Origin of the sequence: Catalinimonas alkaloidigena, from assembly GCF_029504655.1 — a bacterium.
Taxonomy (GTDB): Bacteria; Bacteroidota; Bacteroidia; order Cytophagales; family Cyclobacteriaceae; genus Catalinimonas; species Catalinimonas alkaloidigena.
In genome coordinates this window covers 670,560-684,310 of record NZ_JAQFIL010000001.1, presented here as the reverse complement: position 1 = coordinate 684,310, position 13,751 = coordinate 670,560, and the positions used below count along the sequence as shown (strand labels likewise).

Sequence of the window (13,751 nt, the reverse complement as noted above, 5' to 3'; positions counted from 1 at the left end):
ACCATACACCTTTATATATTTAAGTTTTTCAATAAAATTGGGTATATATTATTGACAAATAGCTACACATGAAAAATTATTACCTATCCTTCATATTTTCCGCCTTATCACTGGCGCTGCTATCTGCTTGCAACACGGAAGCGCAGGAAAGTGACACTGAAGTTACTGAAGAAAATGTAGACGAAAAGGCTATGGCACTTGCCAAAGAGTTCATCATTGTGGATGGGCACATAGACCTTCCTTACCGTATGAGAATCGCTAATTTCCGATTAGAACGCGAATTCGTTGATCCATCTGTAGAAACTGATGGGGATTTTGATTATGTAAAAGCCAAAGAAGGTGGACTTGATGCACCTTTCATGTCTATCTACATTCCCGCTTCTTATCAGGCTGCCTTTGATCATGAATATGGTAATTTGCTGGAAGGTGAAAAGAACCGAGCCAAGGAAGTGGCGGACTCACTCATCACTCTGGTAGAAGGCATAAGTGAGAAATATCCTGACAAATTTGCCATTGCCACCAGCCCTCAGGAGGTAGAGGCACATTTTGAGAAAGGCTTGATTGCTCTACCCATGGGTATGGAAAATGGCGCACCTATTGGAGACGACTTAGCCAATGTAAAGTACTTCTACGATCGTGGCATTCGCTACATCACATTAACCCATAGCAAAGTCAACCAGATTTGTGATTCTTCTTACGACTCAGTAAGAGTCTGGAACGGCTTAAGCCCTTTTGGAGAAGAAGTAGTACAGGAAATGAATAAGGTAGGCATCATGGTAGATGTCTCTCACATTTCAGACAGCACTTTTTATGATGTGATGAAAATTACCAAAGCCCCGGTGATTGCTTCTCATTCATCCTGCCGGGAATTTGTGCCTGGCTTTGAGCGAAATATGGATGATGATATGATCAAAGTGTTGGGCGAAAACGGTGGCGTTATTCAGATCAATTTCGGCTCTACTTTTGTCGATGACAAATCAAGGGAAAAGTCAGAAGAGGTAAGAGGACATCTCCGTAGCTGGTTAGAAGAAAATAATTTGACCTATGAAGACTCAGCTGCACAAGCTTATATAGAAGGCTATATGAAAGAAAACCCGGCTTATTCTACTGTCAAGAAAGTGGCGGACCACATTGACCATGTAGTAAGTCTGGTAGGTGTGGATCATGTAGGCTTTGGTTCAGACTTTGACGGTGTAGGCGATACACTTCCTACAGGACTGAAAGACGCTTCTGAATACCCAAACCTGATTGCCGAACTGCTCTTGAGAGGGTATACCGAAGAGGATATAGCCAAAATATGTTACAAGAATGTGTTCAGAGTCTGGAAGGAAGTTCAAAATGTTTCTGAAGAATTGACCTAAGGATATAATCTTTCCTGTATTTAGATGGTTATAGCTGTATGAGAAATATTCATATCGTTATAACCATTTTTTTTGTCTTGTTAGTAGGAAGCGCTAAGGCGCAGAATCAACAAAAACATCTTGTGCAATTACAGGGAGGCTTTAGCTGGATCGGTTTGTCAGCCAATATCGCCAATACTTTTAATGTGGTAGATGATATTCGTTTCAGCGCCAGTCCTGCATTGCATATAGAGTACAATTATTTTTTTTATGAAAGGCTGAGTCTGGGCGTAGGCATAGCCTATCAGCAAATCAGTGCTTTTTATGATGGCTATGAGTATGAGTCAGGTGGAGAAACGATTACTGAAAATATCAATGCGGAATTAACGAGGCTTAATTTTTCTGCGAGAGCATTATTCTGGTACAATCCTAATAGCACCTTTCGCTTATATTCAGGATTAAGATTGGGAGTTTCCAACTGGAGAGCAGATACGAATACCGGAGACCCTAACTTTGATATAGACCAGTATATAAATATTGCACTGGGGGCTGCTTTCGCACCTCAACTTATATTAGTGGGAGGAGACATACCTATTAATGAAGCTTTACATGTGGGAGGTGAATTGTCCATAGGCTCTCCCTATTTTATCAGTGCAGGGGTAAGTTACGCATGGTAGCCTATTCGTCAGCAGTAGCTGCTGCTTTTAGTCCCAGTGCCTTCTTGATGTCCTCAATTTCCTGCTTTAGCCGTTGGTTTTCGTTTCTCAAATCTTGTAGCTCAACTTTTACATCCGTATCGATTGTGGCCTCAGATTTAGCGGTTTGAAGTTGCTGCATTTGTAATTGCTGTTCTTGTATTGCTTTTATCAGAAGAGGGATAAGCTCATAATAATCAATACCCAAATATCCGTCATTGCGTTCTCTTACCAGTTCGGGATATGTCTCGGCCAGTTCCTGCGCAATCAACCCATAGCTGATGCCTTCTTTTTGTGGGTTCTTCCATTTGTATTGTGAAGGCTTAAGAAGAAGTATTTGCTCTAATGAGCTGTCAACAGCCTGAATATCTTTTTTCAAACGACGGTCACTGCTAACTGCATTGTCTACATATCCTTTGGTAGCAAGCGTATTATTCGGGTCGCCAGCCAAGGTCTCGGCGGAGGTAGCTTTGCCGGTAATATTTATATTTCCATCAGCACTTATGTTCTGACTCCCAAAGTTAGGGCTGATTTTAACGCCAGCAATATTAGCTGAAGTACTAATATCATCATTGATAATACTTTCATTGGCTATTTTGGCAGACGTAACCGCATCATTAGCCAGCATACTTTCAGTAATTCCCATACTGTTGACCTGTAAAGCCCCACCTGCATCAAAGCCCAAGCCTGCTCCTGCATTTACTCCTACCGTAGCTACTGAAGTTCCATCGTAGGTAAATGAAGAGATTCCATTGCCTCCACTAAGGTCTTCTGTATTGACCGCATCTACATAATCTTTAGTAGTCAGTGTTCCTGCTCCATCCGTAGGTAAAGTTGAGGAAGTAGACGATGCTTTTTCGGTAAAGTTGGGCACTATCTTGGCTCCATCTATGGCAGCCGTCGCACTAATATCAGCATTGATAATACTACCATCTGCTATGGTATTAGAATTCACAGCATTGGCAGCGATTTTACTGCCGATGATTTCTCCATCCAGAATTTTTGAAGAAGTTACAGCATTTTCGGCCAGTTTTGAATTCGTAATGGCAGAATCTGCCATATCAGCGGTTCCTACCTGACCGTCGGCAATTTCATCGGTACCTACGGCCCCGCTGGTTATTTCATTAGCAGTAACCGCGTCTGCCTGAATTTGTGCGTCACCGGTACTGCTCAGGCTCAAATCTCCGCTGATGGCCAGGCTGTTGGCGGAAGTTCCATTACCAATAAGGATGTTCCCCTCTCCCCTTACATCAACGGGAGAAGGTTTATTCTCACTATCTCCTATATACATTCTTCCTCTGGGTAAGAAAGTAATACCAAAAATAGACTGATTCTCCCAAAAGACTGTCCCCCCACTGGTAGTGATCAGCACTTTGCCCGCACCCGGCGACTGCATATCCTGGGGAAGCAGCGTATTATTGGCTACTTTAGACGAAGTCACAGCCCCATCTCCAAGCTTTTCGGTCGTTACAGCTTGCGGAGCAATGCTGAGCGATGGAAATGTGCCTTCAATATCACCTTCAGCTAAGGTAGAAGTCGTAATGTCGTTGGTAGAATCAGCGTCACCGATATTTGTAATAACACCATTATCAGCAATACTTATACCTTCACCACCAGTTAAAAACTCAGTAATATTGCCACTCACGATAGGTTGCCACTGCTCATCCATCCAATAGAAGAAAGAGTTGCGATCAAGATCGTAAACCAATAAGCCATTTTCACTACTACCTAGACGTGACAGTAAATCTGGTGACTCTCTTTGAGTCGTAGTAAGGGTGGGAATAAGTAAGCCTTGATCACCGTTAGGAGCAACAACATGTAAGGCAGCATTGCTATTGGGTTCTCTGGTGCCAATACCTACATTATTTTGTGACCATGCCTGGTGCACAAGCACAAAAAAAATGACTACCACTGTTGCCAAACAGTATCTTACATTAAACTTCATATATACGTCTAATTACATCTAGATTTCACAATTTAGCATTATTTTCACATACTTCATCAATTCGTTGGCTATTCAGAGCGAAGCTGCATCTGATAGAATAATCCCTGAGCCTGCTCATAAGCCCAACGATATATTCTTATGGGTTTGTATGCCTGTAACTCGTTTCCATTAAGTCCATTTAAGCGTTTGATTTCTTCCAGGCTCATCCCTGTTTCGTTTGCAAGCGTGTAAAGTGTAATTTTAGGCCGCAACATCCGGGTTACTACTTCCTGCTCAAACTTCAGGTCTTTTCCCAATACATAAAATTCTACCCTACGATTGAGTTGCTGACTGATAAATGAGTTGGAGGATTCAATAGCAGTAGATACGCCCTTGGCATTGAACACCAAAGCCGAACGGTCTACCCCCTGTTCCAAAAGATAATTAAATGCGGACTGGCCTCGTTCCCGGCTCAGTTGCAGATTATATACATCATTGCCTGTACTGTCGGTAAAAGCATTAATTTCAATGACTGACTCAGGGTAACGCTCATGAAACGCTGCTAACTGATCTAAAGCTACTTTGGCTTCATTTCTCAGATAGGATTGGTTAAAATCAAAATAGATATTTTCAAAGTGAAGCGTCACAAAGTCATTTCCGTAACCAAACACTCTTAAGTTTTCCAGCTTATAGTTAGGCTGCTGTGCTTCCAAAGTTTCAGAATATCGTATTTCGTAAGCAGCTTCAGCTTCCAGGTTAACAAACCTAAACTCTCCCTGAGCGTTGGTGGTGGTAATTTTGGTAATGTTACCCTCTTCGTCAAGCAGGTATAAGCTAAGCTTGGCGACAGGGGTATTTTCCTGATTTCTGTAAGATACTGATCCGCTTATTTCAACCATCTCATCACTGCTGATCTGAAAGGTTGAAAATGATACCAACAGGTTATTTTCTGACAATGTATCTGCACTGTTCTCAGCGGTTGGCGTATACGTAGTTCCTTCTGTCAATGCTTTTTTATCGCGGAGCTGTTCTAATAAAATATCATTAACATCGGCACTCAACACAAAACGAGAAGACCCGTTTCTCAGGAAGTCCTGCCCACTGGAATGCATAACTGTTATATTTTCCTCTTTTTGAGACATTAAAACTGAATAATCAGTGATAATATCTTCAAACACTTCCCCCTCCTTTTGTTGCTTTACAAGCTGATCAGCATGAATACCTTGTAATAGCCGGAAAAAGGACTGCTTTTCCTGTTTATGAACACTATAAATATCAAAGCTTCCTTCTCTGTTAGAAGCCATATAGGCTACATTTTCACCCAATACCAGGTAGCAATCATCTTTGCTGGAGTTAAATGGAGATGCTAAGGGAACTGGCGTTTCAGGAGTAGCCTGATTGATTTCAGCCATATATAAATCCATCCCTCCTATTCCACTCCGGCCATCCGACGCAAAAATCAGCAGTTTATGCTTAGTACTGTAAAAAGGAGAAATCTCATCATCCACTGTGTTGGTATCATTGCCAAGATTTACTGCTGCTTTCCACTCGCCTTCTACTCGCCTGCTCATCCAGATATCTGTGCCTCCCAGGCCACCTGCCCTATCAGATACAAAAAATAAGGTGTCGCCATTTGCAGAAATGGATGGATGTTTTGTATTGCTGTTCGGAGCATTAATGTCTTCTCCCAAAAGCCTGGCTTCCTGCCATTTTCCGTTTTTCTGAGTAGTGACATAGATATGGCAAAAACCGTCGGTAGTCGGGCTACAACGGGTAAAATAGTAATACATACCATCAGCCGTAAAAGAGCCGTTGGCATCAGACCATTTTGTGTTGAGCTGGCTGAAACGCGTTTCTCTGGAAATATCTTTCCACGCCTGGCTATCTTTTTTTACCAAATACTGATTGGAAAATGCTTCTCCTGATCTGTTGCTGATGTTATCATGTGAGTCAATTCGTGTGGAGCTATAGGCTATGATGGAGTCGTGCTGATAAAGCGCCGGCGCAAACTCCTGATAATCCACAGTATTGACGTCCTCAGACAGTCTGTTAAGTTTAACTTTATCATTACCTTCTGGCTGGCTTAATATCGCCTGAACGCAACCCTCTTTTTCTTTCTCCGCCTGAATCACAAATTTGGAAGATTTGTCAGCATAGTTCTTAAGAAACTGATTATACCAGAATAATGCGTCTTCATAACGCTGATTATATTTCAGCATCTGGGCATAATAGTAAGGTGCGAGAGGAAAATTTCTTCCTGCATTTTGGGCTACGTCGCCGTAGTACTTTTCGGCCCGCTGGTATTTATATAGGTAGCGGTAACAATGGGCAAGCTGATATGCAGCCTGATAATGGCTACTATCTCCTGAGACGATCTTTTGATAGAGTTGAGAGGCTTTATAATATTGTTGGGCACTATAATAATTATCAGCCTGAACTATACTTTGCGCGGAGGCAAGGTTTAAGGCAAAAAAGCAAATACAGCCCGTGACTGCTAAATAAAGATAAGCGCTTTTTTGAAGCTTGGCTATGTATTCAAGAGTTACTTGCATAATTCAGGCAGGTCAAAAAAGCGGTGATGATATTTTTCTGAGGTTTTTTTCTTTTAAAAACTTTAGCGCCAAAGATAGTTCAACCGCCCCCTGACTTTCTATCCCTGCCTGGGCCGGAACAGTGTTAACGTCATAGCTTAATGCTACGTTGAACCGACGGTTTGAAGCTCCTAACAGTAATATAAGCGCATCGGTGGAACGAAACCATGCGCCCGCAAATAAATTGACTTTGCTAAGGTTAGGGTTATTTGCAGAACGAACATCTTTCTCATAATTGAGCAAAGTACCAAGCGTAAACTGAGATAGCCCATTTTGCAGCATTATAACAAAATCCGGGGCCAGACTCATTCTTTTGCCTAGCATCACTTCAGCTCCACCATGAATCTTATAAAGAAAGGGCAGCTCATATGAGCTATCCTTCAAAAAACTTTGCGATGGAGAATTCAGATTTGATACCGCAAAACCTGTAAAAAACCTGAGCTTCTGCTCTGAATTCAGCTGATTATTCGCGGGATTATAAGACCATATTACACCCGCATTGAACCTGACAAAGCTATTTCTACCTTCAATCACATCTAGCGGGCGACGTCCCGGATCAAAGCCAAAGTACGTTACCTGCGAAGGCCAGTTGAGCACGCCATAGTCTATGCTGGTCAGCATATATTCGCCTTGCAGGCCAAAAGTAAGGGACTGAACGCCATAACGATCAAAGAGCAGGCTATAAGCTCCTGATAAATTCACTCCATTGGTCTTTATTTCACCCGCCTCACCCGCCATATCATTGATAGCTCCCAAAGAAAGTCCACCTACATGCCTGGGGTCCTGGGACTGATCATATAAAGGTAGCGTAAATGAAAAATAGCCGGTACGGTAAGCAAGCAGGCCAATGTTCTGTACTCTATAATTGAGATGCAGCGCATAGTCAGACTGTGTGCCCGCGAAAGCCGGGTTGACCAAGAGGGGGACGGTCTGATACTGAGAAAAACGAACTTCCTGTGCCTGTAAGTGTAGTAAACTAAGCACATTCAGCAGAAAAAATACCGGAATATTTTTTTTAAAGATATGTAAAAAAGTCAGCTGCATAAATCAACGGAAAAGTGTCAGTGTTCCCTTTTGAATCACTGTTTCATCATTACTGAACTTACCGCTCAGGTAATAGCTATATACCCCAAACTGAGCAGGCTGATTAGTTTCCTGGTTAATCCCATTCCACCCTGTCTGTAAAGCTTCACCCAGAGAAGTCGTTTCGTAAACCAGTTTACCCCAGCGGTTGAAGATGCGGAAAACAAAACTCTCAGGCAAAAGATTAACCGCGAAAATGGATAAGCTTCTGTCTTCTTCCAATGGGGAGTCAGGGGCAAAAGCATTAGGCACCAATACTTTACCCCTTTCGGAAAACTCTGAACTTAGTCCCAATGAAATTACTGATAGTGTCGTAGGTTCAGCACTAGTAACACTACCATCATCCAATTTGCCTACTATTTCTGAGGCACCTAAGCTCTCATAAGTGGTAGCTACTGCTGGTGCAGCCGCTACGACCAGGCCTGTAAGATCACTAAAGTCAGGCTCATCTGTAATCCCTATCCTGACTACTGAACCTTCATAGGTTCCTGACAATACATCTAACTGCCAGTAGCGGCTGGTGGAAATGCTTTCCAGCCCACTCAGACTTGCGGGAGCCGGATGAGGTTCGGATACTTCAACACCAATGAGCGGGTTGTTACCTTGTACGTCAAGCAATGTCAGGGGGTGGTAAAGTTCTCCGCTTCCCAGCGGAAACTGTTTGTACCCGGTTCCTGTGCTGACAACCTTACCCTCAACAAAAGATGAATTATTTCCACCGTTTGACTGGGCCTCTGCTTCCAAATATACTGTCGCATTATTTTCTGCTCTTAAAATACCATTTGTAAGCTTAAGCAGAGAGGATATACTTACATCATCCAGAAGGATCTTATCTCCCCCGTTCATCAGTGCCAACTGATATACTTCCTGATCTCCATGAGCAAAGTTTTGGGTTTCACTACCTGCAAGCGTCAAGAGCCCCGTGCCAGCTACGTACTGCCCCTGATTCTGCCAATCACCACTTATGCTGATCTCGCCCTGGTTTGTAATTTGTCCATAGTTTTCAGCATCACCATTCAGGCTGATCAGCCCTCCTTCTTCCACCCAGACTGTCTGTTCGCTTCCTATAAAAAGCGACTGGGCTTCAAGCTTTGCCCCTACGAATAAAGTCCAAAAAAATACGACCATACACACTCTTCTTACGGTATAGTTTTGCTCATTGTAAATATTGAGTATAGTGCTTACTACATGCATGGCTCAATGAATGTCTGTGAAAAATCTTGAAAGGCCTCTTTCAGAGATGTATTTTACTAAAAATGAATAAAAATATATAAGGATCAGTAACAAATATTGGCGTAGGGGCAAAATCCGCACTTCTTCTCATCATCTGTCTGATCAAATGGCACTTCTTTATTAAAAATTTCTTCCAAAAGCCTGGAAAGACTGCTGATAAACTCATCTTGATACCTCTCAAAACTGTTGACCTTCTCCCCCTCCAGGATGAGGCTTGGATCAAAGTCTTCTTTGAAAAGTTCGGTAGCATTTACCAAACCTGGTACAATGCTTTCATTTTCATGGTATTGATTTTTTTGATAAAGCCAGGCATACAATAATGCCTGCATTGCAGCTTTATTTCGTCCCGGATGTTCTCTGTCAAACATGGACTGAATGTCAACGGCTTTTCTCTCATCACGCCCGGTTTTATAGTCTAAAACTCTTACCACTCCCTCTTTCCGGTCTATCCTATCAATAATCCCTCTCAACGGAATACTGATATTTGTTCCGTTCACACTTACAGTCAACTGAGCATGGTGTCCTGCTTTACCTCCTTTTTCCAGGCTCACAATTTCAAAAGGAGCGTAGCGGCTATCATGATCCAGTATCTGCTTAGCCATTTTCTTCACAATTTCCCTGGCAATAATATTTCTTCCTTCAAAAGTAAACGCTTGCGCTTTCTCCGGCTGATAATGCTCTTTGAAGCCTTTCTGGATAGCTTCCTCAAGTTTTTCGCCTTTGAGCTGAAGACAGTCTTCCGCCTCAATTTTTTTACTTCCTTTCAGGCTGATCAAACGCTTATATAGTACTTCCATCGTCTTGTGAAGTATATTCCCGAACACCCTGGCGTCCAGTTCTTCTTCCACTTCCTCAGTCTCTTTTAGCCGGGCTACATATTTGTAATAAAATTTAAGTCGGCAATCCAGGTATGTATTTAGCGCTGAAGGTGTCAGACTTGATCTCGCACTATTTTCATCTGTATTGATGTACCTCAGCATTTGTTTCCAGACATCTTCTGACTTTGTGATAGAAATAGGCTTTACGATAGAAGGGGAAACCTGCATGCTCAAATAGTCTCTATGCACAATAAAATCACCCTTGGCATCAGGAAAACGAAGTTCATCAGACTCATTGTACGCAGATTCATAGTACAACTGATAAAGGAAACGACTCATTTCACCACTCAGCTGGGAGGTATCCTCTGTATTATAAAAAAGGTGAACATGCTGGGCATGATGCAGCAAACGAAAAAAAGCATGTGCATAAAAGGCATCCTGCTGATCTACACCAAATAAGCCGAAGCCTTTCTTCAGGTTAGCAGGTATAAACGAAGTTTGACTGCTGGAGGCAGGCATAACACCTTCATTCATGGAAAGGACAAAAACGTGGTCAAAATCAAGGTTTCGGGTTTCTAATAAGCCCATAATCTGCAGACCCCGCAGTGGCTCACCGGTAAAAGGGACTCTAAGCGATTGGAAGATTTGCCTTAGTAACTTAATAAAAGCCGGTAGCTCAAAATCAAACTGACGTTCCTGGGTAAGCGATTTTAGTCGGTTGAGATGGATATAGAAGTGATACAGGAGCTCCTGCTCCAGCATGGGGATGTTCTGACTGGAAGCGCCATCTTCACTTTCTGATAATTCATGAGCTGCGTTATTCGCGTTTTCTTCTTCCTGGTTTAGTAATTGATGAAGCTGGGCACTCCAGTGCAGTAAGTAGCTGAATAAGTGAGGGACATCCTCTACAGCCGTCAATAAATTCTGAAAGAAAGTTGTATCCCCTTCAAGATCCTCCTGATGAATATAAACGGCATTACTCTGTATAATATGCTGAATGTTAAGTTCTGCCAGTGCCGGAGCATAGTTTTTTATAAAGGGATGGCGAAGTAATGCTAATAAACTCTCATAATGATAGGTATACTGCTGTTGGACTTGCTTTTTTTCTAATTGTAAGTCTAGTAAATGCTCAATAAAGCTATAGAGAGAAGTGTTCCGCAGTGGATACCCCATCGTTACGTTTACTTTCGGGATGACAGGGGGCAAAGCATGTAGTACCGGAAAAAGCATATGCTCGTCAGGAAGTACTACCACACATCGCTCGGGATTAAAGCCTTCTTTTTTGCTGAGTTCCTGTAAAAATTCTCCTGTTTTTTTTGCTTGTCCCACTTCCAAAGGCACCCCATGTATATGGATCTGTCTTTCTTTTCCACTATGGTATTGGTTAGGTATCGCTTTGGGAAAGGTGGGTGCAAGTGTAGTGGAGCGAAGATATTTTCTCAAAAAAACACCTGCTTCCTGCACCTCATTATTTAAGTAATATGCATCAATATCCCAATAAACTGTTGCTTTTTCCTGACTCACCAATTGTTTGACAATCTGCAATTCAGCATTTTTCAAAGCATTCAGGCCAACAAAAACGAAAGAACCAGATGGTAAAGACACTGCATCATTTTTTAGTTGGTCAGCGACATGCCTGAAAACCAATCCTTCGTAAGCAAGTCCCTGCTTGGTCAACGCCTCTCTATACTGCTGATAAATCGGATAGAGCTTATTCCAGAATAAAAGAAATCTTTCTTGAGAGCTACCTACAGCTTTTTTTTCTTCCTCATATTGAAAGCTTTCCCAGAAACGAGCAATTACTTTTTTCTGGTCTTCCGTGAGGTAGTCATAACCCGCTTCAATGGACTTGAGGTCTTTAAGGTTTGAGAACAAGTCTTTAGCATTGACCATAGCCATGTCTACTTCGCTAAAATCAGCGAGCAGTAACTCACCCCAGAAGTAAAAGCGGTCAAAGCTTTCTATTTGTCTATCATTTTGCCGAAACACTTCATAAAGCTGATATACGAGACTTAGCTTATCTGCCAAAACTAAATCAGACAGGCGTGCTGCCAGATCTTCCAAAGTACAAACCTGAGGCATCCAACTGGCGTTATCCAGCCTTTTAGCAAGCAAATCTTTAAAAAATATTCCTGCCCTACGATTAGGAAAAACTACTGTAGCATCTTTCAGCTCATCTGAAAAATCTCTGATTACATTGGTAACAATCTTTTGTAGAAAACTCATTCTATCCATGCCCACAAAGTAATATTCTTTCTACGCTATCTCTTTCATACTGATCAAAAAAATCATTTTTTGTAGCAAAAAAAAATAAAAGCCTGTCTCAGTAAAGGTTACCAAAACAGGCCTGGAATTTATCTTTAAAAGAAAAACTACTTAAGGAGCAGATTTACTTTTAAATATCACATAACCATTAAGTTCTTTGATAGGCTTATAATCTGAATAGTCAGCACTCAGAAAATCTTCAGAAATTACTTGTTCACCACCCTCAGTTACAATATTTCCTTCCGCTACACTTGCGATGATATATTTAACATCACCGTTTTGTAATCCTTGTTTAAATTTATTGTAGTCATATACACCTTCGGGGTTACGGTACACAATCTCTTTCTGAGGAAAAATAGCATTTCTGTACAGAAATTTATTTAAGTAGTCATGTACATGAGTAGTAATAAACACTTGATCTTCCGGCTGTATTTTTTCCTCTTCATACATAAAGTCGGCGATCGCTTTATTACTCTGATAGCCTGCTTTACCTAATATGTGAGGCTGTGCCTTAATTAATTCGGTATCTACTTTTCCTGCAAGCCTGGGCAGGAGCGTCATTCCTACCAGAATTAAGTAAAATAATATCTTAAAGTTATCCGGAGCATCATGATGATGTGTTTTCTCCTCGTAAATAAGTCTATCATACTTTTGTAAGAAGATGAGGGTAGCAATCACTGTGAGTGCAATAAACTCAGTAAAATAATTAGGTGCCGCACCAACTTTTACGCCAGTAATAAGGGCAAATAAGAAGGACCCCAACATGGCTAGCCCCAAAAACTTCAATTGGTGGCTTCCTCCTTTTACAAGCCAATAGATTGACAACGAAATACCAAAAATGTTGATAAACCTTTCTTTTTGAAAATGCTCAATCACTATTTTCTCGACGAACCATTTCAGACTTATTCCATTATTTACACCTTCCACAACATTTTGAAAAAACGGCACCAGATTACCTCCTGTAAACAGGAAAAGTAATGCTGTAAACGATACCAACATTGTGGCTACCGAAATAGAAGCCCACCTGATATTCTGACAATAAACCAGCACGAAGAATACCAGTAATACAGGTAAAAATATTCCGGATTGCTTGACATAAATTGTGAATACCGAAAGCAGAGAAGCTAATACCAACAGGCTAACTTTTTTAGGCTTAACACCTTTCCTGAAAAAAAGAAGGAAAACATATATGGTTGCCATCACCATTACATTGTACAAACTATCGGGACGGGAGAAGCTTTCTTCGTCAAGGAATACAAAAGCAAAGGTAAAAGCGATAAACCCCATCCACTTTTTTCCTTTAAAAATATCTACAAGGATGAGTGCCGATAGATATGCGAATCCCAAATTGAAAATGAAAGACACACTCCTGCTCAATATGTAAATACTTTCCACATCACTTGCACTGATTTGAAAAAGCTTTCCCAGCGCATAGATAATGAAATAATAGATCGGCGTGTATTGCGTAATAGAATAGGGAGGGTCTGAAGGGTCCATATACAAAGGATAACCATCCATCACCCTCTGAATACTGTAGATCACATTACTCTCAACTCCTCCTAAATCCGGAATAAATGTGAAAATTAATACAATACGTAGCACCACAGTTGCCATTAGGCCTAGCAATACCACCGCCAAAATAAGCCTGAACCCATTCTTAGCTGCGTAATTGTACAGGATGTCTAAGATAGAATTCAGATTAGTCTTACTCTCTCTGTTTAGCATTTTACACAAACTTATATGTTAATTTTATGTGTAGGTAGTGTAGGAGCTAGTAAATTTATATTAACCAGTATGCTTAA

At 41.4% G+C, this 13,751-nt stretch carries 8 protein-coding genes; 2 read left to right on the top strand and 6 right to left on the bottom strand.

Annotation, left to right across the window (positions count from 1 at the left end; translation table 11 throughout):
* Window positions 1-68: 68 nt before the first annotated feature.
* Both OKW21_RS02815 and OKW21_RS02810 read left to right on the top strand, forming a co-directional pair.
* Complete coding sequence (locus tag OKW21_RS02815; RefSeq protein ID WP_277477053.1) at window positions 69-1,361, top strand: dipeptidase; 1,293 nt, start codon at window positions 69-71, stop codon at window positions 1,359-1,361.
* Window positions 1,362-1,438: 77 nt separating this feature from the next.
* Window positions 1,439-2,017: an outer membrane beta-barrel protein gene (locus OKW21_RS02810; RefSeq protein ID WP_277477041.1), complete on the top strand. Its 579-nt coding sequence runs from the start codon at window positions 1,439-1,441 to the stop codon at window positions 2,015-2,017.
* 1 nt (window position 2,018) lies between these two features.
* Here OKW21_RS02810 and OKW21_RS02805 read toward each other — a convergent pair whose 3' ends face one another.
* From OKW21_RS02805 to OKW21_RS02780, 6 genes are all read right to left on the bottom strand, one after another.
* The gene (locus tag OKW21_RS02805) at window positions 2,019-3,980 is read right to left on the bottom strand and encodes a tail fiber domain-containing protein (RefSeq protein ID WP_277477037.1); all 1,962 of its coding nucleotides are present in this window, start codon (window positions 3,978-3,980) and stop codon (window positions 2,019-2,021) included.
* Window positions 3,981-4,048: 68 nt separating this feature from the next.
* Window positions 4,049-6,511, bottom strand: coding sequence for an OmpA family protein (locus OKW21_RS02800; RefSeq protein ID WP_277477034.1), 2,463 nt, complete (start codon window positions 6,509-6,511; stop codon window positions 4,049-4,051).
* A gap of 12 nt (window positions 6,512-6,523) precedes the next feature.
* Entirely contained in the window at window positions 6,524-7,594 is a 1,071-nt protein-coding gene (locus OKW21_RS02795; protein WP_277477032.1) for a PorP/SprF family type IX secretion system membrane protein, read from the bottom strand.
* A gap of 3 nt (window positions 7,595-7,597) precedes the next feature.
* Window positions 7,598-8,827 carry a T9SS type B sorting domain-containing protein gene (locus OKW21_RS02790; RefSeq protein ID WP_277477030.1) on the bottom strand — a complete coding sequence of 410 codons (1,230 nt, stop codon included), beginning with the start codon at window positions 8,825-8,827 and terminating at the stop codon, window positions 7,598-7,600.
* Window positions 8,828-8,910: 83 nt separating this feature from the next.
* Complete coding sequence (locus OKW21_RS02785) at window positions 8,911-11,919, bottom strand: PD-(D/E)XK nuclease family protein (protein WP_277477026.1); 3,009 nt, start codon at window positions 11,917-11,919, stop codon at window positions 8,911-8,913.
* Window positions 11,920-12,060: 141 nt separating this feature from the next.
* Window positions 12,061-13,674, bottom strand: coding sequence for a hypothetical protein (locus OKW21_RS02780; RefSeq protein WP_277477024.1), 1,614 nt, complete (start codon window positions 13,672-13,674; stop codon window positions 12,061-12,063).
* Window positions 13,675-13,751: the final 77 nt, after the last annotated feature.

Coding starts and splice junctions, on each gene's coding strand:
- OKW21_RS02815 (WP_277477053.1), top strand. CDS start 69: ATGAAAAATTATTACCTATCCTTCATATTTTCCGCCTTATCACTGGCG.
- OKW21_RS02805 (WP_277477037.1), bottom strand. CDS start 3,980: ATGAAGTTTAATGTAAGATACTGTTTGGCAACAGTGGTAGTCATTTTT.
- OKW21_RS02800 (WP_277477034.1), bottom strand. CDS start 6,511: ATGCAAGTAACTCTTGAATACATAGCCAAGCTTCAAAAAAGCGCTTAT.
- OKW21_RS02795 (WP_277477032.1), bottom strand. CDS start 7,594: ATGCAGCTGACTTTTTTACATATCTTTAAAAAAAATATTCCGGTATTT.
- OKW21_RS02790 (WP_277477030.1), bottom strand. CDS start 8,827: ATGCATGTAGTAAGCACTATACTCAATATTTACAATGAGCAAAACTAT.
- OKW21_RS02785 (WP_277477026.1), bottom strand. CDS start 11,919: ATGGATAGAATGAGTTTTCTACAAAAGATTGTTACCAATGTAATCAGA.
- OKW21_RS02780 (WP_277477024.1), bottom strand. CDS start 13,674: ATGCTAAACAGAGAGAGTAAGACTAATCTGAATTCTATCTTAGACATC.